This window comes from Undibacterium sp. CY21W (genome assembly GCF_014284265.1).
GTDB classification, from domain to species: Bacteria; Pseudomonadota; Gammaproteobacteria; order Burkholderiales; family Burkholderiaceae_D; genus Undibacterium; species Undibacterium aquatile.
The window spans coordinates 981,255-1,000,343 of record NZ_JACOGE010000001.1; the positions used below are offsets into that span (position 1 = coordinate 981,255).

Here is a 19,089-nt window from a genome sequence, read left to right on the forward strand (position 1 = left end):
TGAACTCAAGAATCATTCGACAATATCAGAGCTCTCAATGGAAAAAAACGGATTTTTACAACGAATTAAAAGTATTTTTGGAGCACGTTCTGACGCAGAAAATACTGTAAAGGTAGGCGATGACGGAGCCAAATTAATTCTAAAAAAGGGAAATGATTTGGAAGATCAGGGTAGCTTTGATCTGGCCTTATCTACTTATGAGCATCTGTTGACTATTCATCCTCAAATGGCTAGAGCGCACCTGAATAAAGGTAATGTGCTCATGAAAATGGAGCGTTTTTCTGAGGCTCTATCGTCATATAACGCAGCTATTGAACTTGATCCTTCTTATGCAGCAGCCCACTACAATAAAGGTAATGCGTTGGCAAAGCTTGAGAACACGCATGAAGCCATAGGTGCTTATAACATTGCAATCGGATATAACCCTGTTTTCTTTCAGGCATTGGTAGCCAAAGGAAATGCCCTGGTGGATGTAGATAAGCCTGAAGAGGCAATAGAGTGCTATGAGCAAGCATTAAAACTGAACCCACAATCGACAGACATTTATCGTAATCTGGCGAGTGTGTTACTGCAACTGAAAAAGCATGATAAGTTTATTGAAATAATAAACAATGCGATTAAGTCGAATCCTGACGATGCGAATTCATTTTTTTCCTTGGGAAATCTTTACCTGGCTAGCGGAGATATTGTTAATGCTCAGACAGCATTTCGTCAGATTATAAAAATACCATCTGTTAGCGTTGAGTTGTTAAATGCGGTTGGACGCGAATTAAATAGCCAAGGCGATTATGTAAATGCAAAAAAATCTCTTTTACGTGCTTTAGCCAATGACGATAGCGTCGCTGATGCTCATAATAATTTGGGCTTAGCTTACTTGGGGTTATTGCAACTAGATGATGCATTAAAAAGTTTTAAGGCCGCTGTATTTTACTCAGGTAATACACCAGATTACTTTGTAAACATTGGAAATGTTCACGCTGCCCGTGGCGACCTTGATCACGCGATTGAATCCACAAAAGAAGCATTAAAAATAAATCCTGAATTTTATCTGGCAGTCAACAATTTAGGATCTTATTATAAAGATAGTGGACAAATTGATAATGCAGTGGAAAGCTTCAAAAAATCAGTAGAGCTAAATCCAGAGTTTAATGGTGCATATAGTAATTATTTATTTTGTTTAAGTCATAAAACATCGGTGACTACAGATGAGTTATTTAATGAACATTGTTTATTTGGAACTCAATATGAAGCCTCCCTCGGTGATAAGAAGTTTGAGTACGATAATACTGTTGATACCGAACGATTTTTAAAAATAGGTTTTGTGTCTGGAGACTTATTTAATCATGCTGTAGTGTCCTTTTTTGAACCAATTCTGGCATCACTCGCAAAAAAAACAAAATTACATATCTACGTGTATAGCAATAATCCTGTAGAGGATAACGTTACGCAACGGATGAAAGCGTATGTGCGCTCTTGGCTGAAAGTGGCTAATTTATCTGACGATAAGCTTGCAGAAATGATTCATGCCGATAAGATTGATATTCTGATTGACCTCTCCGGTCATACTGCATTGAATAGACTTTTGACGTTTGCAAGAAAGCCTGCTCCGATACAAGCAAGCTGGATCGGATACCCGGGGACAACTGGGTTGACATCGATGGATTATTACATCGGTGATCGTTACTTTATTCCGCCAGAAAAGGTAGCGCAGCAATTTGTCGAAAAGCTGGCAATTATTCCAATTTCAATTACGTTTCAGCCACAGCATGACGCTCCAGATGTCAACGCTTTGCCTGCTTTAAGTAATGGCCACATAACGTTCGGTAGTTTTAACCGGATCGATAAGATCAATCGGGAAGTGATTGCGCTTTGGGGTAAATTATTGAGAGCGATACCAAAATCCACAATGATTTTTGGTGGGTTACCAGCAAGAGAAAGTTGCCAGCAGTTGTTGAAATGGTTGGAGGAGGAAGGAATTTCTGAGGATAGATTGACGCTGTATCAGCGTACTAACATGCGAGACTACCTGACACTTCATCACAAAGTTGATGTCTGTCTTGATACTTTTCCCTATACCGGTGGTACGACGACGAATCATGCGTTGTGGATGGGTGTTCCCACGCTAACGATGGTTGGCGCAACAATTTCAGGGCGACAAGGAGCGAGTAATCTTTCCCATGTTGGTTTGCAGTCATTATTTGTTGCTGAGGGGCCTGACGATTTTGTCAGCAAAGGTAGTGCTATTGCCTTGCAACTTCGGGAACTGTCGGAAATTCGCATGGGATTACGGCAACGCTTTCTTGATTCTGCCTTTTGTCAGCAGGGACTGGTTGCGGATTCTTTCGAATGTGCTTTACGACATATGTGGAAACGTTGGTGTGACGATTTAGCTCCAGCGACATTTGAAGTAATCAAAAAAGATACTCAGTTTGATATCAAGGAATTTATCTGATGCCGAAACATAGTGTCACCCCTATTTATGTGACCCGACCCGAGTTACCTCCTTTGGATGAATTTATTCCTTATCTGGAGAAGATGTGGGATAGCCGGATTTTGACTAATTGCGGACCATTTCATCAGCAGTTGGAGACGGCTTTGTGTCAATACTTAGGGGTGCCCAATATCTCTTTGTTTGCCAATGCGACGATTGCTTTGCTCGCTGCGTTTAAGGCACTTCATATTGAAGGTGAAGTTATTACGACGCCTTATTCTTTTGTCGCCACTTCGCACGCGCTACTGTGGAATGGCCTCACGCCAGTTTTCACAGATGTTGATCCTGTCACTTTAAATCTTGATCCTGACAAAATTGAGGCGGCGATTACAGAAAAGACGTCGGCAATCTTACCTGTGCATTGCTACGGACATCCTTGTGACGTCGAAAAAATTCAGAAAATTGCTGATAAATATAAATTAAAAGTCATTTACGACGCTGCCCATGCATTTGGTGTTGCGGGAGATCATGGCAGTGTTCTGAATGAGGGTGACCTTTCAGTTCTGAGTTTCCATGCAACCAAAGTGTTTAATACATTTGAGGGGGGGGCGATTATTTCAGCCGATCCCGCAATGAAACATCTGATTGATGATCTGAAAAATTTTGGGTTTGAGGATGAAGTCAGTGTGATTGCCACAGGAATTAACGGCAAGATGAGCGAAATGAACGCAGCTCTTGGCCTGCTGCAATTAAAGTATGTTGATCAGGCAGTTGTAAAGCGAGGACAAATCGATGCGCGTTACAGGGAAAAATTAAGTTCCATCAAGGGCGTCAGATGTCTTGATCGTAATGGACAACAACGCTCTAACTATTCATATTTTCCTGTGTTAATCGACGCTCACTTCCCCTTGAGCAGGGATGCGCTGTATCTGAAATTGAAGTCTTTTAATATTCACCCTCGACGCTACTTTTACCCATTGATTTCTGAATTTGAGATGTACAGCAAACTGGCTTCCGCAGATAAAGCAGGCTTGCCCATTGCTCACCATGCTTCCGAAATGGTGCTTTGCTTACCTATTTATCCAGATTTATCATTGTCAGATGTGGACAATATTGTCGATATTATTGCTGATGTAACATAAATTCAGATGATGTATCACTGCACTGCATATTGCTGATGCGCAACATATGCAAGGACAGATGAAGAGCGCCTCCAACTATTGACCAACCTAATTAATTGACAAGTGATTCATCAACATCGTTTTCCCATATTGCTACTGGCTATGGGCGTGGTAAGTTCATTTCTGATTCCTTACCATCTACATCCACTTCGTTCCTACGTGAATGATGTGGCAATCATCGTTTCCTTCATTGTGGCGGCGGCCATATTAGCGAGGGAAAATGCATTTTCCTGGCATGGACATGCAATAACAAAATTGTTTCTGTGCTTTCCTTTATTGATGTTGATTCAATATTTGTTTTTTCAGCATCAATCTTGGGCAGATTTATTATTGCCAGTAGCTTATTTTTTTCTTGCTGCTTTAGCCACTGTGATTGGTACGTCTCTCTCTCAGAGTAGAAAGGAGAGGGATCATTTGGTGCTGATGATGGCGAGTGCATTTTTTATCGCCAGCCTGTTGTCTGTGGTCATTCAAATTCTGCAGGTTTCTGGGCTGTCTTTGGCACCTGTCGTAATGTACATGGGGAAAACAACGATTTTTCCTCGTCCTTACGGCAATATTGCGCAGCCTAATCAGCTTGCATTAATACTTTGCTTTGGCTTGGCGGGTATAATTTTTTTATATCGAGTACAGCGTTTATCCAACATACTGACTGTTATCAGTGCAATCATGTTGTTGCTCGGTCTGGTCATGACGCAATCACGCATAGGTTGGATTATCATTCCAGCCTATGCTCTCCTCTTATTGCGTAAAGATGAACATCCTAAGACTGTTCCCGGCGCTATTTTGTTGGGCTATGTATGTCTCTATTTTTTTCTCGTATTTTTTGAGTCTCATATTGTTGGATTATTAGGATGGCAGGGCGGCTCTGTGATTGAGCGCATTGGTGGTGTCCGTTCAGAGCGCGCTGCTTTGTGGCAACAAGCATGGTATATCGCATCGCATCACCCTTGGGTAGGGATTGGATGGTTTGGTTTTGGGGAGGAACAGGTGCGTATTGCCGCTAATTTCCCCTCATCTACTTATGCTGAACACAGTCATAATGTGGTGTTGAATCTTGCAGCAGAAATGGGCTGGCCGTTTACTATTATCCTATTGGCGTTTCTATCCTGGTGGGTATACCAGACATGCGTTTTGAGCGGGCAAAGTTTGGCTGTGCGTTTTGCCAGCTTTTGCTTATTGGCAGTCATGGTGCATAGCATGGTGGAGTTTCCACTTTGGTATGCCTATATTTTGTTACCTGTCGCTATGCTAATGGGTATGCTGCAACAAAATCGCTGGCCGGCAAACGGCGTGGTGTTACCTTCAGTGTTGGTTGTCAGTGGAGCATTGATTACATTGACGCTTATCGTGGTTTTGAGCTTAGATTATCGTCGAGTAGTGCAGGCATTTGATGTATTAAGATCTGAGGGGGCTAAAAATCAGAAATCGTTACAGCAACCTGCTATCACCATATTTCCTCAGTTTTACGATTATTTTAAATTGATGAGTATCGTTCCCACCGAAGGGATGCATGATGATGAAATTGCATTTATAGAGAGTGCTACGTACCGGTTTGGTTTTATGCATAATTTAAACAAACTAGCAGAGGTGTGTGTTCTGAATGGCCGACAAGATCAAGCTATTCAGGTAATGCGCACATTACAACGCTTGCATCCAGATGTTTACCCGGAATATTTTGACTACTGGCGCGCTAAAGCAGCAATGGATCCGCGATATATGAATGTGTTTAAAAAAATGCTGCCACGTAACTCACCATAAATTTTCTATTGACCCAATGTCGCCAGAACCAGATGTTCTCTGGATTCATCCGTTACAGGAGAAAGAAATTGTGGGAGGTCATTTTTACTGGTATTTACATGATCGGTAAAAATGACTTTGACCAAATGAGTAGCGCAACAGCACGCGGGGGAAAACGCAAGCTGAACTAATTTTCCCCAGCATCATCAATCAGACTGATCCAGTCGCCAGATTTGCCCCCATGCTTCTCCATAACACGTATATCGCTCATCACCATTCCGCGATCAACGGCCTTACACATATCATAAATTGTCAATAGACCAATTTGTACTGCTGTTAATGCTTCCATTTCCACGCCAGTTTTACCAAACGTTTCAACTTGTGCGGTACAGCTTATCGTTGCTTTTTCTTCCATAATGTTAAAATCGACAGCAACCTTAGTCAGAGCCAGAGGATGGCACAAAGGAATCAGATCGCTGGTACGTTTTGCGCCCATGATGGCGGCAATGCGGGAAATTCCGAGCACATCACCTTTCTTTGCATTACCCGATTGTATGATGGCAAGTGTTTCAGGGCGCATGCGAATAGCGCCACTGGCAATTGCCACGCGATGTGTATCTTGTTTTTCTATAACATCGACCATATGTGCCTGTCCTGTTTCATCAAAATGGGTCAGGCCAGTTGCTGTAGTTTCTGTTGTCATAGCGTGAGGAGATCAGTTGAAGATGTTCGGAGTATATCCAGCAGTGCAGCATCATAGTGCGATCGCAACGAAAAAAAATGTGTTGCGTTTACGTTTCATGCAAATTCTGCTGGCCACAACACTTTGTTGTACTTCCTCAATATGCTCGGAGCTAGCGGTAGCGCAGAACCTTCCTACCTTAGGAGATACTGCACGCGAAGAATTATCACCACTCGCGGAACGTAAGTTGGGCGAGCAGATTATGAATGTTGTTCGGCGGGATCCAGACTATATTGATGATGGTCCTGTGTCCGAATACTTGAACCGGCTTGGCGATAAATTGCTGGATGCCAGCCCTGACGCGCGCGGTGAGCAGCGTTATGATTTTGAATTCTTTGCTGTACGAGATCCTGTGCTGAATGCATTTGCGTTTCCTGGTGGATTTATCGGTTTTCATTCTGGATTAATACTTGCATCACAGTCAGAGTCTGAGCTTGCTTCTGTCATGGGTCATGAAATTGGCCATGTCGCTCAACGTCATATAGCAAGAATGCTGAGCAGTCAAAAGTATGATGCGCTCATCCCCTTAGCCGCATTAGCGTTAGCCGTCCTCGCCTCGCGCTCCAGTCCAGATGCCGCCATTGCACTGGCTGCAGGCGGCCAAGGTTTGGCAATACAAAAACAACTCAACTTTAGTCGTGAGGCGGAGCGAGAAGCTGATCGTATAGGTTTTCAGATTTTGCGTGACTCAGGTTTTGATGCAAATGGTATGGTCAGTTTTTTTGGCCGGTTACAGGCTTCTACACGCAATTACAATGACAATGTACCAGCTTATCTGCGCAGTCATCCTTTAACCAGCGAGCGTATTGCAGATATTCAGACGCGCGTCCTGGATCAGCGGTATAAGCAAATTTCTGACAGTCTCGACTTTTTTTTGATGAAAGCACGAATCCGGGTGCTGCAGGATCCAACAGTACAAGGCTTGTTGGATAGTAAGCTTGCATTTGATTTGCAAATGAAGTCGGAAAGAGTTGAGGATAAAATTGCGGCTAAATATGGCTTAGCTTTTATCGCGCTAAAACAATTAGATTATCTGAAAGCAGACAGTTTATACTCTGACGTTAAAAAACAGGTCGAAAAGAATCCAGTATTACAGCCCATTTTGACTCGTAGCAGTGTATTCAGTAGCCTTTCAATTGATATTGCTATAGCCGAAAAAAAATATGATTACGCAATTCGTGAAGCCGAAAAATCGATAGAGCAACTTCCATTGTCACGAGGACTCGTGTACCAATATGTGGAGGCTTTGCTTGCTGCGCAAAAAATAGGGCAGGCAGAAAGCTATTTACGAGATCAGCTCGTTTTATATCGCCAAGATGCAAAACTACAGAATCTGCTGGCGAAGGTATACGAAATTCAAGGTAAGCAAGCGTTGCAGCACATCGCTTTGGCGGAAGCATATGCAATTCAGGCTAACTGGAGGGCTGCGATGCAACAATTGGATATCGCAAGACGTGAAAAGGATGCTCAGTATTATGAGCAGTCGGCCATTGACGCACGAGAGCGAGAATGGTCGGTTTTACATAAAGAAGAACTTGTTGATGAAAAACGAAAAAGATAAGGAGACAACTTCGTTTTATGTTCCTACTTACCCATGATTCATAATCAGCTAAAAATTGCCGGGAGAACAGATGTGAAGGTCGGGATAATGCAGCCATACTTTTTGCCTTATGTTGGTTATTTTCAGTTGATTAGCGCTGTCGATATATTCGTTCTCTATGATAATATTAAATACACAAAAAAAGGCTGGATCAATAGGAACCGGATGTTACGTAATAATGAGGACGTAATTTTTTCTGTACCGCTCAAAAATGCATCTGACCAAACTTACATTGTCGACCGTTTGATCTCCGACGAATTTGATGGACAAAAATTGTATCGACAATTTGAGGCCGCATACAAAAATGCTCCTTATTTCCCGGCAGTGCAGCCGTTGTTGCAAGAAATTTTAAATAGCAAAGAAAAAAATTTATTCCAGTTTCTCTCGATATCCGTAAAAATTATCTGCCGCTATTTAGAAATTTCAACACGTATTTTGACCTCTTCAGACTTTGAAAGTCAGCCTCAGCTCAGCGGACAGGAGCGTGTCTTATCGATCTGCAGAGACTTACAAGCAACGCAATATATCAATCCTATTGGTGGTGTTGCTTTGTACAGCAAAGATGCTTTTATACAGCATAGAATTGCACTTCATTTTCTTCAATCACGTTATCCTTCTTATACACAATTTGGTGCCGATTTTCTGCCATGGTTATCAATAATTGATGTTTTAATGTTTAATTCCCGAGACAGTTTGATGTCTCAGCTACCAACAGAGTTTGAGTTGATATAACTATGTTCCAATGGATCAAAAAAGGTAAGATATTTACTCCTCAGCAAGTGATTGGTTTGGATTGGCTGAAGGAGTTTGCGCAAGCGCCATCAACACTTATTCTGGACGATGTCGTCAGAGTCTATTTTTCATGCAGGCCTTTAGCGGATGTGAATGGGCAGTACGTCAGTCATTCTGCTTTCGTTGATTTGGACCGAAAAAATTTACATAACATTGTTCGTGTTTCGGAGCGGCCTATACTTCCAATGGGAGATGTTGGTGCTTTCGACGAATTCGGTATTTATCCTGTATCTGTCATAAAAAAAAATCAGGGTTATGTTGCCTACTATGCAGGATGGACCCGCTGTGAATCTGTTCCTTTCAATGTGGCGATTGGTTGTGCCGAGAGTGATGACGGGGCGAATTTTCAAAAAATAGGATCAGGTCCTGTGTTGGGATATTCCCTTCATGAGCCATTTGTCATTAGTGGGCCGAAAATTCGCTATTTTAATGGCCGTTGGTATCTATTTTATATTGCAGGAACAAAGTGGAAGATAGTCGCTGGCAGACCCGAGCCCGTCTATAAAATCCGTATGGCAGTGTCTGACGATGGTTTAAATTGGGATAAAAATAATCGTGATCTGATTGAGAGCCGTATTGAGGACGACGAGGCCCAAGCAAGTCCCGATGTGATTTTCTCAAATGGGAAATACCATATGTTTTTTTGTTACCGACATAGTGAAAATTATCGAAGTAAAGAGTTCGGATACCGAATTGGTTATGCATCAAGTGAAAATCTGATTGATTGGACCAGAGATGACGAGAAAGCAGGAATCAATGTTTCCGATCATGGCTGGGATGCTGAAATGGTCAGTTACCCACATGTTTTCGAACTAGATGGAAAAATCTATATGTTTTATCTTGGGGACCAAGTCGGAAAATTTGGTTTTGGTATGGCGGAGTTAGATGGAATACTAGGGTGAGACATGAGATGGCGTAAATTAGGAAAAATTTTTGATCCTACGCAACATCATATTGTTGATAATGGAATCGGATTTGCTCAGTCGCCACAAACTTTGATATTTGACGACTTTGTCAGGATTTATTTTTCAACTCGCGTAGAAGATGCATCAGGAAAATTTCTCAGCAAGATTGCGTTTGTAGATATGGACAAAACGCTGAACAATGTTTTGCGTATTTCCAGTGACGACGTGATCGCCTCCGGGAAACTAGGATGCTTTGATGAACATGGTATTTTCCCTATGAATGTGCTAAGGGTGGGGAAAGAAATTTATGCTTATACCTGCGGTTGGAGTCGGCGAGTGGCTGTTTCCGTCGAAACAGGAATTGGAATTGCTATTAGTCGAGATGATGGTTTAACTTTTCAGCGTGTAGGTGATGGCCCAATTTTGAGTAGTTCATTACACGAGGCTTGTCTGATTGGTGATGGTTTTGTACTAAAAAATAATGGTCAGTTTCATATGTGGTACATTTTTGGTCGAAACTGGAAGCGCTACAGTGATAGCGTAGCACCTGAGCGCATATACAAGATTGGACATGCTGTTTCAGATGATGGCATTAACTGGCATAAAGACGGCGGGTACCAGATTATTCCTGATATTTTAGGGGAAGACGAATGCCAGGCATTACCAACAGTTTTGCAAATAGCCTCTCGATATCATATGTTTTTTTGTTATCGTGAGGCGACTGACTTTCGTACTAATAAGGCACGTGGTTACCGTCTCGGTCATGCTTGGTCAGATGATTTACAAACCTGGGAACGAGATGATCAGGCTTGCCCTTTGCCAGGTGCTGCTGGAGAGTGGGATAGTGACATGCAATGTTACCCGCATATTTTCCAATGTGATGAAAAAATTTACTTGGCATATAACGGCAACCAATTTGGTAAATTTGGATTTGGAATAGCGCAACTTGAACTCTGACGAGCACTTGCAATTATCTATAAATGGGTCAACGGTTATGCAGGTGTTGGCGCATTTACATGCTTGTGATCGTTGTTTCATACCTCCGTTAAACACCCGGGTTGATTTATTGGAGTATGCGGAAAAAATAGCCTTGCGTGCTACCAGATTTGAGGTGTGGATCGGCGGAGAGTTATCTGCGCTGCTAGCTTGCTATACCAATGATCTTGCTCGTACAAATGCCTTTATCACTAGCGTCAGTGTCATACCTGCGGCTCAGGGACAAGGGGTGGCTGATGCCTTGCTTACAGCTGCGATCAATTATGTTCGTGATCAGCGATTTGAGAAAATTGAGCTGGAAGTCGCTAGTGAGAATGTCGCTGCGAGAAATTTGTACATTAAGGCTGGATTTTTCATGGTAAGCGAGCACAACGGCACCGAGACGATGAGACTAGCATTGCAAGAAAAATTTGAAAATGGCAATTTATGACGAGAAATTACAATCAAGAGACACAGGATGTTCAAGAAAGGCAGTACGCCTACAGCTTTGACTTCGATGTGATGCATCCATTCATGATCCGGACATTTTCCCCTTTTTTTAAAGTTGGGAAAATGCTGGAGTTGGGGAGCTATCAGGGGGCTTTTAGCTCGCGTTTGCTTGAACATTTTTCTTCTCTTACATGCGTGGAAGCTTCAGAAGATGCGATTAACGCGGCAGAAAAGCGTGTAGAAGGTCGTGCCAAGATAATTCATTCCACTTTTGAAAGTCTTGTATTACCTGAAAAATTTGAAAATATAGTCATGACACATGTGTTGGAGCATCTTGATGATCCCGTTCGTGTTTTGAAGCGTGTCAATAATGAATGGCTTGCAGATCGTGGGCGCTTTTTATTGGCATGTCCGAATGCCAATGCTCCTTCACGACAAATTGCTGTCAAAATGGGATTGATTTCTCATAATGCTGCGGTCACGTCAGCCGAAGAAGTACATGGGCATCGGCGAACGTATTCACTTGACACAATGGAAAGAGACGTTGTTGAGGCAGGTTTTCGAGTTGTTCACCGTACAGGTGTATTTTTTAAAGCTTTGGCTAATTTTCAATGGGATCGCTTATTGGCGACTGATGTAATATCTGCTGAGTATCTTGAGGGATGTTATCAACTCGGGCAACAATATCCAGATTTATGTTCCAGTATTGTTTTGGTTTGTGAGCGTCAATCGGAATGACTTGTGTGATTGCTGAATTCAGTTCTTATTAGTAATAGAAATTTCTTATGGAGTAACGGTGCTTTTGAGTTCATCAGTAAGTTGAATTTTATTGCGATGTTTTTGCGCCTAGTAAGTTGTTTGTAATTTTAGACATCAGGTCTAGGATGAGCCTGGATACCGCAAAGTTGGCGTAAATTTTGTAGTTTGCCTTTTTTTAAAGGCATATTCAGTTCTTTGTAATGCAACATGAGATCGATTGGATTACTGCATTCATCCAGATAGCTGATAAGCATTTCGTCATCAGCCGGCTTTGTTCCGCTCCAAATATAAGGTAATACTTCGACTAAATCTCTATCGTCGATTTGCGCCAGCCGATGACCAGACCTGAATACTATATTTCCTTCTTCAACTATATATGCATGGTCAATGTCAGTAAATGCTTCAGACGTTTGTGTCTGCATACCCAGTATGCCTGTACGTAAAATATACGGCGTCGTTTCCAAATCAACATATACTCGTTGAGGCCCATTCTGAAAAAACCAGCAGCCGCGTTCATCAACGGTGTAGTTGCGGTTGATGAAGTTGATCAATGCAGGATGGCGGATGATGTCGCCCGGCAGGTTCAGCGCCTGGCATCGTGCATCGCGCATACGCCAGTTGCCGCGCGCGTCCAATGCCAGCCAGCCATAACAATCAGGCACATCGGGCCACTTTGCCATTGCTGCTTTGACGATGTCATCCATGTGTCGCCTTGTCAAAAAAGTGAAGGATTTTTTGTGGTAACCAATCCAGTTGCCCTGGAATTTTTCCGCTGACGAAACCAACATGCCCACCACGATCAGGGTAGTCGAGTTGCACGCACTTCGCTGCCTTCAATGGTAAATACTGGCCAGGAAGAAACGGATCATTTTTTGCGTTCAGCACCAACGTAGGAATAGTGATGTCGTTCAGCACGTGTTTTGCACTGGCTCTGTGCCAATAATCATCCGTATCCAGATAGCCATGTAAAGGCGCAGTGACGACATTATCAAATTCGTATAAATTTTTTGCTTCAAGTAAGCGATTACTGTCGAATAAGCCCGGAAATTGCTCCAGCTTGCGTAAACATTTCGGCTTCAAGGTTTTTAAAAACATGCGGGTGTAAAGCATGTTGATGCCGCTGGATAAGGACGCACCGCCTTGCGCCAGATCCAACGGTGCAGAAACAGCGCAGGCAGCATGAACAATAGTCGCTTGTTGTTGCGATTCACCGATCCAGCGTAATAATGCATTTCCACCGAGCGAGACGCCAGCGGCAAAGAAAGGCGCAGCCGCGTTGGTTTTGGAATGCAGGGCATGCAGGCGACGAATAATCCAGTTAATTTCTTCGGCATCGCCAGAATGATAAAAACGCGGTGCCTGATTCAGTTCTCCTGAGCATCCGCGGAAATGCGGAATCGCTCCAGACCAGCCGCGCGCCTGAACAGCCGCCATCAATGCACGTGCGTAGTGGCTGTCACTCGATCCTTCAAGACCGTGAAACAGGACAACAAATGGTTGCCCAGCGTTGCCATCGATAAAATCAACGTCAATGAAATCATTGTCGGGGGTGTCCCACCGTTCACGGCGGAAGCTGACCGCTGGCTTGCTGATGCATGTGGCCGGATAAATTGTTTGCAGATGACCACCGGGTAGCCATGCAGGAGCCAGATATTTCATCACGTTTTAATGCAGAACACTGGCTTTAAATAAATCCAGGGGGGCTTTGCCCGCCGCAACAGAGGCGTGATGCATGGTGATGCGCCAGCCATGCGGTGTTTTGAGATAAACGTTAGTCGCCAATATGTGAACTTCCGGCATTGCGTCGCTGGTTTTCGCGACTTGTTCAATCACGCTGTGCACAGCTGTCGCCATCGTATGCGTAGCATGCAATTGTGTCGGATGAATCTGTACACTGCCTCTTTCAAAGATAGCCTCAAAAGATGCGCGTATTGCTGCATGCCCTATCAGGCGCGCAGCACCGGGGTGAATACAGACGATTTCTTCGTCATCGGCCCATAGCGCCATCAGTGCGTCGAGATCGGCGCGGGCAAGGGCAGCATAAAATGCTGCCTCGGCTTCATCTGCACTACCGTTAAATTGCTTTTTGGCTGACATAGCTGGTGGTGCTGATCAATGCCCTTTGAGGACAGTACCAGGCGCTAATTTATATTGCGTACCGCAGTATGAGCAGGTTGCTGAGCCGCCATGCGACAGATCCAGGAAAACGCGTGGATGTGAAGACCAGAGCGGCATCGCAGGATTAGGGCAATAGGCAGGCAAATCTTTGGCTTGCAGCTCGACAACGTTATTCGCGGAGTTAGATGTGGTCATGATGATTCCATAAAGTTAAAACGCCAGACGAGAATTTTAACGGATTCCTGCCGCTTGCTGTCGCCTGATCAGCGTGCTTTTTGATTCGACGGTAAAATCGCGGACTTTTCTATTGCAAAAAATCTCATGTCATTTGAATCTGATCAAGCCGCTACCAAAGCCGCGCTGAAAGTGGGAGCACCCACCTGGTTCGGTGTTGGTGCATGGGGGCTGGTGGTCGGCGTTGCCATGATTAAGGCGGGGCTGAGTGTGCCACAAGCCTTGGGAATGACGCTGATCGTCTTCGCCGGTTCTGCACAATTATCGTCGCTGCCACTGATTGCGGCGTATGCGCCGTTATGGGTGATTTTTGTGACTGCCTTGGTGGTGAATTTGCGGTTTGTGATTTTTTCAGCGCTCTTGTCGCCGCATTTTTCCCACCTGCCGTGGCGCACCCGCGCGTGGCTCGGGTATTTATCCGGCGATTTTTCTGTCACTTTGTTTATTCAACGTTTTCCTGAGTTCGCAGATGCAAAAGGGAAGCTTGCCTATCTGAAAGGCCTGATCTTCCCTAACTGGGCATCCTGGCAACTCGGTTCCGTGATTGGTGTTCTGTTAGGTAGTCAGGTGCCGGCGAGTTGGGGGCTGGGATTCGCAGGCACGCTGGCAATTCTCTGCATCATGTTGCCGTTGATGATGAACCATGCCGCGATAGTCGGGGTATTGGTTGCCAGTGTTGTGGCTCTAGTGGCATTTGCGATGCCATATAAGCTGGGGTTGTTAATTGCTGTTATTGCTGGCATGGGGGCGGCGATGTTGGTCGATGAATGGCGCGAATCACGTCGCGACCGACACGATAGAGAGGGTAAACGATGAGCGCCGTTGATATTTGGATGGTTATTTTTTTACTGTTTCTGGCAACATTCATCGCCAGAAGCAGTTTCTGGCTGGCAGGAAATCGGATTCAGTTACCCAAGCGCGTACAGGAAGCCCTGCGCTATGCGCCTGCCTGCGCGCTGGCTGCCATCATCGTTCCGGATTTATTGCTGACTAACGCGCAACTGGATGTCAGTTGGCATAATCCCCGGCTGATTGCCGGAGTGCTCGCTACCGTCTTTTTTCTGATTCGTAAAGATATGCTGCAAACCATCATTTTTGGCATGCTGGTATTCACGCTGGCACGGCTTTATCTGTGAATTTCAACATGCGTCACTGGTATGCATGCAATTAGACCGGAAAACGCTGTGGCAGGCGCTGGGGCTTTGGTAAAATAGCGGTTTAATCCGCGTCAGCATCGATTCAAACAGGCAACAGTGAAGAAATACCTGGTTGCTGTTGGCTGCGCTGGCCGGAAGACTGCTTTTTAACCCTGCCCCCATAGACTACGATGCAATTCAACCGACTCAGCGATCTGATCGCAGCTAATCAGCTTCAAGGCAAACGTGTTTTTATCCGTGCCGATCTCAATGTGCCACAAGATGACAACGGTAATATCACCGAAGATACGCGTATCCGTGCTTCTGTGCCTGCGATAGCACAAGCATTGCAAGCGGGGGCGGCAGTGATGGTGACGTCTCATCTCGGACGTCCGATTGAAGGTGAATTCAAACCTGAAGATACGCTGGCACCCGTTGCCGTGCGCTTGTCCGAATTGCTGGGTGTGCCTGTGACGCTGAAGCAAAACTGGGTAGATGGCGTTGATGTCGCTCCTGGCCAGGTGGTATTACTGGAAAACTGCCGCGTCAACAAAGGTGAAAAGAAAAATGACGACGCGCTGGCGCAGAAAATGGCAGCGTTGTGCGATGTGTATGTGAACGATGCGTTTGGTACCGCACATCGCGCCGAAGCAACAACGCACGGCATTGCAAAATTTGCGCCGATTGCCTGCGCTGGTCCTTTGTTGTCCGCAGAGTTAGATGCATTGGGCAAGGCGTTGGGCCATCCGGCGCGCCCGCTGGTCGCAATCGTCGCCGGCTCTAAAGTCTCCAGTAAGCTGACTATCCTCAAATCGCTTGCAGATAAAGTCGATAACCTGATCGTTGGCGGCGGTATTGCGAACACCTTTATGCTGGCCTCTGGTCTGAAAATCGGTAAATCGCTGGCAGAGGCTGATCTGGTCGATGAAGCAAAAGCCATCATCGAAATGATGGCAAAACGTGGTGCTTCCGTGCCTATTCCTACCGATGTGGTGTGTGCAAAAGAGTTTTCCCCGACAGCTGCGGCAACGGTAAAAGCCGTTGCTGATGTCGCTGATGACGACATGATTCTGGATATCGGTCCGGTGACCGCAGCGTTACTAGCAGAGCAAATCAAAAAAGCCGGCACTATCGTCTGGAACGGTCCGGTCGGCGTGTTTGAATTTGATCAATTTGGTAACGGTACGAAGGTATTGGCGCAGGCCATTGCGGATTCTGCGGGATTCTCGATTGCAGGTGGTGGCGATACACTGGCGGCAATTGCGAAGTACCACATTGCTGATCGCGTTGGTTATATTTCCACCGGCGGTGGTGCTTTCCTCGAGTTTTTGGAAGGCAAGACTTTGCCTGCGGTTGAGATACTGTTGCAACGCGCGGCAAAATAAGGGTTCTTTGCTGCAAAGCTTGATCATCGTTTAGCTTCATCTTATAAAAAATAATTCAGGAGACCAGATGCTGCGTGCAACCAAGATCGTCGCCACCATAGGCCCCGCGTCTAACGATGTGGCTACCCTCAAACGCATGATTAAGGCGGGCGTGAATGTTGTGCGCCTGAATTTTTCTCACGGTAAGGCGCAGGATCATATAGACCGTGCCGCGATGGTACGTCAGGCGGCGGCTGAATGTGGTTGTGAAGTTGCCATCATGGCAGACTTGCAGGGACCTAAAATCCGTATCGGCAAGTTTGAAAATACGCGCATTGTGGTTGCTGATGGCGATAAATTCATTCTGGATGCCGATTGCAGCATCGGTAACCAGGAGCGAGTCGGCCTGGACTATAAAGCCTTGCCACGCGATGTACGTGCTGGTGATATTTTGCTGCTCAACGACGGCTTGATCGTGCTGCAAGTTGAAAGGATTATCGGCAACGAGATTCATACCGTTGTGAAGATTGGTGGTGAGCTGTCGAACAACAAGGGAATCAATCGTCAGGGCGGTGGTCTGACGGCACCTGCGCTGACGGTCAAAGACATGGAGGACATCAAGACAGCGATGTCTTTTCAGGCTGATTATGTTGCCGTTTCCTTTCCAAAAAATGCGACGGATATGGAAATGGCGCGGCATTTATCGAATATCGCTGGCGAAGCCTATAATCACAAGCCAATGATGATCGCCAAGATAGAACGCTCAGAGGCGATCCCGGCGCTGCAGGAAATTCTCGATGCATCTGATGGCATCATGGTGGCGCGTGGTGATTTGGCCGTCGAAGTCGGCAATGCCGCTGTGCCTGCGTTGCAAAAACGTATGATCAAGATGGCGCGCGCGTCAAATAAACTGGCGATTACCGCGACCCAGATGATGGAGTCCATGATCGTGAATGCGGTGCCGACGCGTGCGGAAGTGTCCGACGTCGCCAATGCTGTACTGGATGGCACTGATGCTGTGATGGCATCGGCTGAAACGGCTTCAGGTAAATATCCGGTCGAGACAGTGGAAGCCATGTCGGCCATTTGTCTTGATGCCGAGAAATTTCAGGAATCCAAGCTCGATTCCGATTTTATGAATCTGGCGTTCACCCGTATTGATCAGTCGATTGCGTATGGTGCTTTGTTTACCGCGCATCATCTGGGCGTTAAAGCCATCGTCGCTTTAACAGAGTCTGGCTCGACGGCTTTATGGATGAGCCGCCACAGTATTAATGTGCCTTTGTTTGCGCTGACACCGAGTATTGTCACCCAGCGTAAAGTCGCGCTGTACCGTAATGTCAGTACCTTCAATTCACCGTATTCAACAGACCGTGATGCCGTGTTGAAAGCGGCAGAAGCTGTATTGCTGAAAAAAGGATTTGTCAGTCAGGGCGATAAGATCGTCGTGACTTGGGGCGAACCTATGGGACAGGTTGGTGGCACGAACGCAATGAAAATAGTGAAAGTCGGCGACAACTGAGTTTGTCAGGTTAAATTTTTTAATAGTACTTCTGGAGTTAATTATGCCTCTCGTATCCATGCGTCAATTGCTGGACCACGCCGCCGAAAACGGCTACGGTTTGCCTGCGTTCAACGTCAATAATCTGGAACAAGTTACCGCGATTATGGAAGCCGCCAATGAAGTCGGTGCGCCGGTGATCATGCAAGCTTCTGCCGGTGCCCGTAAGTATGCCGGTGAAGCATTCCTGCGCCACCTGATCGAAGCTGCGGTTGAAGCGTATCCGCATATTCCAGTGGTCATGCATCAGGATCACGGACAATCGCCAGCTGTGTGTATGGCGGCAATTAAATCCGGCTTCACTTCTGTGATGATGGATGGCTCGCTGATGGAAGATGGTAAGTCAGTTGCCAGCTACGAATACAACGTGGAAGTGTCGCGCGAAGTAGTGAAATTTTCTCACTCTATCGGTGTGACTGTCGAAGCAGAACTCGGCGTGCTCGGTTCACTCGAAACCATGATGGGCGACAAGGAAGATGGTCATGGTGCTGATGGCAAAATGACGCGTGAACAATTGCTGACAGACGTACAGCAGGCCGCTGATTTCGTGAAACAAACTCAATGTGATGCACTCGCGATTGCGATCGGTACATCACACGGCGCGTATAAATTCTCGCGCAAGCCAACCGGCGATATTCTGGCGATAGACCGCATCAAAGAAATCCACGCCCGCATTCCTAACACTCATCTGGTGATGCACGGTTCGTCTTCCGTACCACAAGAATTGCTCGAAGAAATCCGTCAGTTTGGCGGCGACATGAAAGAGACCTATGGCGTGCCAGTGGAAGAAATCGTCATCGGCATCCAGAACGGCGTGCGCAAAATTAATATCGACACCGACATCCGTCTGGCGATGACAGGGGCGATTCGCCGCTATATGTTCGAAAATCCGGGCAAATTTGATCCACGTGATTACCTGAAGCCAGCACGCGAAGCCGCAAAACTGGTGTGCAAGGCGCGTTATCTGTCTTTCGGCTGCGAAGGTCAGGCTGCAAAAATCAAACCTATGGCGCTCGAAAAAGTGGCCGAGCAATACAAAAAAGGCGCATTGTCGCAAATCGTCAACTAAGCTGATGTCACATCTCAGGGCGCAGAGTATGC

Annotated in this window: 19 protein-coding genes; 14 read left to right on the forward strand and 5 right to left on the reverse strand. The window is 45.6% G+C overall.

Annotated elements, in window-relative coordinates; all coding sequences use genetic code 11:
- Positions 1 to 37 precede the first annotated feature (37 nt).
- From H8K29_RS04395 to H8K29_RS04405, 3 genes are all read left to right on the forward strand, one after another.
- Positions 38 to 2,452 carry a tetratricopeptide repeat protein gene (locus tag H8K29_RS04395; RefSeq protein ID WP_186896524.1) on the forward strand — a complete coding sequence of 805 codons (2,415 nt, stop codon included), beginning with the start codon at positions 38 to 40 and terminating at the stop codon, positions 2,450 to 2,452.
- A complete protein-coding gene (locus H8K29_RS04400; protein ID WP_186896525.1) occupies positions 2,452 to 3,573 on the forward strand; it encodes a DegT/DnrJ/EryC1/StrS aminotransferase family protein in 1,122 nt (373 codons plus the stop codon). Before H8K29_RS04395 ends, H8K29_RS04400 begins: the two co-directional genes overlap by 1 nt.
- Positions 3,574 to 3,780: 207 nt before the next feature.
- Entirely contained in the window at positions 3,781 to 5,373 is a 1,593-nt protein-coding gene (locus tag H8K29_RS04405) for an O-antigen ligase family protein (RefSeq protein ID WP_186896526.1), read from the forward strand.
- Positions 5,374 to 5,539: 166 nt separating this feature from the next.
- On the opposite strand, the gene moaC is transcribed toward H8K29_RS04405, so the two are convergent.
- Positions 5,540 to 6,055, reverse strand: coding sequence for a cyclic pyranopterin monophosphate synthase MoaC (gene moaC, locus H8K29_RS04410; RefSeq protein ID WP_186886157.1), 516 nt, complete (start codon positions 6,053 to 6,055; stop codon positions 5,540 to 5,542).
- 22 nt (positions 6,056 to 6,077) lie between these two features.
- Here moaC and H8K29_RS04415 point away from each other — a divergent pair, with 22 nt between their 5' ends.
- The 6 genes from H8K29_RS04415 to H8K29_RS04440 are packed head-to-tail and all read left to right on the forward strand — an operon-like array spanning position 6,078 to position 11,554.
- Complete coding sequence (locus tag H8K29_RS04415; RefSeq protein WP_255423261.1) at positions 6,078 to 7,655, forward strand: M48 family metalloprotease; 1,578 nt, start codon at positions 6,078 to 6,080, stop codon at positions 7,653 to 7,655.
- A gap of 33 nt (positions 7,656 to 7,688) precedes the next feature.
- A complete protein-coding gene (locus tag H8K29_RS04420) occupies positions 7,689 to 8,426 on the forward strand; it encodes a WbqC family protein (RefSeq protein WP_222611395.1) in 738 nt (245 codons plus the stop codon).
- A gap of 2 nt (positions 8,427 to 8,428) precedes the next feature.
- Positions 8,429 to 9,388 carry a glycosylase gene (locus H8K29_RS04425; protein WP_186896527.1) on the forward strand — a complete coding sequence of 320 codons (960 nt, stop codon included), beginning with the start codon at positions 8,429 to 8,431 and terminating at the stop codon, positions 9,386 to 9,388.
- Between the two features lie 3 nt (positions 9,389 to 9,391).
- Positions 9,392 to 10,348, forward strand: coding sequence for a hypothetical protein (locus H8K29_RS04430; RefSeq protein WP_186886159.1), 957 nt, complete (start codon positions 9,392 to 9,394; stop codon positions 10,346 to 10,348).
- Complete coding sequence (locus H8K29_RS04435; protein WP_186886160.1) at positions 10,338 to 10,817, forward strand: GNAT family N-acetyltransferase; 480 nt, start codon at positions 10,338 to 10,340, stop codon at positions 10,815 to 10,817. Before H8K29_RS04430 ends, H8K29_RS04435 begins: the two co-directional genes overlap by 11 nt.
- Positions 10,814 to 11,554 carry a bifunctional 2-polyprenyl-6-hydroxyphenol methylase/3-demethylubiquinol 3-O-methyltransferase UbiG gene (locus H8K29_RS04440; protein ID WP_186896528.1) on the forward strand — a complete coding sequence of 247 codons (741 nt, stop codon included), beginning with the start codon at positions 10,814 to 10,816 and terminating at the stop codon, positions 11,552 to 11,554. The genes H8K29_RS04435 and H8K29_RS04440 overlap by 4 nt, the downstream gene beginning before the upstream one ends.
- Positions 11,555 to 11,682: 128 nt before the next feature.
- On the opposite strand, the gene H8K29_RS04445 is transcribed toward H8K29_RS04440, so the two are convergent.
- Genes H8K29_RS04445 through H8K29_RS04460 form a run of 4 tightly spaced genes read right to left on the reverse strand, consistent with a single transcriptional unit; the run spans position 11,683 to position 13,888 of the window.
- Entirely contained in the window at positions 11,683 to 12,279 is a 597-nt protein-coding gene (locus H8K29_RS04445) for a DUF2946 family protein (RefSeq protein WP_186886162.1), read from the reverse strand.
- Positions 12,272 to 13,234 (reverse strand): YheT family hydrolase, encoded by a 963-nt coding sequence (locus H8K29_RS04450; RefSeq protein WP_186896616.1) that lies wholly within the window; start codon positions 13,232 to 13,234, stop codon positions 12,272 to 12,274. Before H8K29_RS04450 ends, H8K29_RS04445 begins: the two co-directional genes overlap by 8 nt.
- Before the next feature lie 6 nt (positions 13,235 to 13,240).
- A complete protein-coding gene (locus H8K29_RS04455; RefSeq protein ID WP_186896529.1) occupies positions 13,241 to 13,672 on the reverse strand; it encodes a nuclear transport factor 2 family protein in 432 nt (143 codons plus the stop codon).
- A 15-nt stretch (positions 13,673 to 13,687) separates the two neighbouring features.
- Positions 13,688 to 13,888: a zinc-finger domain-containing protein gene (locus H8K29_RS04460; RefSeq protein WP_186896530.1), complete on the reverse strand. Its 201-nt coding sequence runs from the start codon at positions 13,886 to 13,888 to the stop codon at positions 13,688 to 13,690.
- Between the two features lie 126 nt (positions 13,889 to 14,014).
- On the opposite strand from H8K29_RS04460, the gene H8K29_RS04465 reads away from it, so the two are divergent.
- From H8K29_RS04465 to fba, 5 genes are all read left to right on the forward strand, one after another.
- Positions 14,015 to 14,743 carry an AzlC family ABC transporter permease gene (locus tag H8K29_RS04465; RefSeq protein WP_186896531.1) on the forward strand — a complete coding sequence of 243 codons (729 nt, stop codon included), beginning with the start codon at positions 14,015 to 14,017 and terminating at the stop codon, positions 14,741 to 14,743.
- On the forward strand, positions 14,740 to 15,063 hold the full coding sequence (locus H8K29_RS04470; protein WP_186896532.1) for an AzlD domain-containing protein: 324 nt from the start codon (positions 14,740 to 14,742) through the stop codon (positions 15,061 to 15,063). Before H8K29_RS04465 ends, H8K29_RS04470 begins: the two co-directional genes overlap by 4 nt.
- A gap of 191 nt (positions 15,064 to 15,254) precedes the next feature.
- Entirely contained in the window at positions 15,255 to 16,448 is a 1,194-nt protein-coding gene (locus H8K29_RS04475) for a phosphoglycerate kinase (protein WP_186896533.1), read from the forward strand.
- Between the two features lie 67 nt (positions 16,449 to 16,515).
- Entirely contained in the window at positions 16,516 to 17,949 is a 1,434-nt protein-coding gene (gene pyk / locus H8K29_RS04480; protein ID WP_186896534.1) for a pyruvate kinase, read from the forward strand.
- Positions 17,950 to 17,992: 43 nt separating this feature from the next.
- Entirely contained in the window at positions 17,993 to 19,057 is a 1,065-nt protein-coding gene (gene fba, locus H8K29_RS04485) for a class II fructose-bisphosphate aldolase (RefSeq protein ID WP_186886169.1), read from the forward strand.
- Positions 19,058 to 19,089: the final 32 nt, after the last annotated feature.

Excerpts from the sequence above, each read along its gene's own strand:
- H8K29_RS04475 (WP_186896533.1), top strand. The coding sequence starts at position 15,255 with ATGCAATTCAACCGACTCAGCGATCTGATCGCAGCTAATCAGCTTCAA.
- H8K29_RS04470 (WP_186896532.1), top strand. The coding sequence starts at position 14,740 with ATGAGCGCCGTTGATATTTGGATGGTTATTTTTTTACTGTTTCTGGCA.
- H8K29_RS04395 (WP_186896524.1), top strand. The coding sequence starts at position 38 with ATGGAAAAAAACGGATTTTTACAACGAATTAAAAGTATTTTTGGAGCA.
- H8K29_RS04445 (WP_186886162.1), bottom strand. The coding sequence starts at position 12,279 with ATGGATGACATCGTCAAAGCAGCAATGGCAAAGTGGCCCGATGTGCCT.
- H8K29_RS04415 (WP_255423261.1), top strand. The coding sequence starts at position 6,078 with ATGTTCGGAGTATATCCAGCAGTGCAGCATCATAGTGCGATCGCAACG.
- H8K29_RS04465 (WP_186896531.1), top strand. The coding sequence starts at position 14,015 with ATGTCATTTGAATCTGATCAAGCCGCTACCAAAGCCGCGCTGAAAGTG.
- H8K29_RS04455 (WP_186896529.1), bottom strand. The coding sequence starts at position 13,672 with ATGTCAGCCAAAAAGCAATTTAACGGTAGTGCAGATGAAGCCGAGGCA.
- H8K29_RS04400 (WP_186896525.1), top strand. The coding sequence starts at position 2,452 with ATGCCGAAACATAGTGTCACCCCTATTTATGTGACCCGACCCGAGTTA.
- H8K29_RS04450 (WP_186896616.1), bottom strand. The coding sequence starts at position 13,234 with ATGAAATATCTGGCTCCTGCATGGCTACCCGGTGGTCATCTGCAAACA.
- H8K29_RS04440 (WP_186896528.1), top strand. The coding sequence starts at position 10,814 with ATGACGAGAAATTACAATCAAGAGACACAGGATGTTCAAGAAAGGCAG.
- fba (WP_186886169.1), top strand. The coding sequence starts at position 17,993 with ATGCCTCTCGTATCCATGCGTCAATTGCTGGACCACGCCGCCGAAAAC.
- H8K29_RS04425 (WP_186896527.1), top strand. The coding sequence starts at position 8,429 with ATGTTCCAATGGATCAAAAAAGGTAAGATATTTACTCCTCAGCAAGTG.
- H8K29_RS04420 (WP_222611395.1), top strand. The coding sequence starts at position 7,689 with ATGATTCATAATCAGCTAAAAATTGCCGGGAGAACAGATGTGAAGGTC.
- H8K29_RS04430 (WP_186886159.1), top strand. The coding sequence starts at position 9,392 with ATGAGATGGCGTAAATTAGGAAAAATTTTTGATCCTACGCAACATCAT.
- H8K29_RS04460 (WP_186896530.1), bottom strand. The coding sequence starts at position 13,888 with ATGACCACATCTAACTCCGCGAATAACGTTGTCGAGCTGCAAGCCAAA.
- moaC (WP_186886157.1), bottom strand. The coding sequence starts at position 6,055 with ATGACAACAGAAACTACAGCAACTGGCCTGACCCATTTTGATGAAACA.
- pyk (WP_186896534.1), top strand. The coding sequence starts at position 16,516 with ATGCTGCGTGCAACCAAGATCGTCGCCACCATAGGCCCCGCGTCTAAC.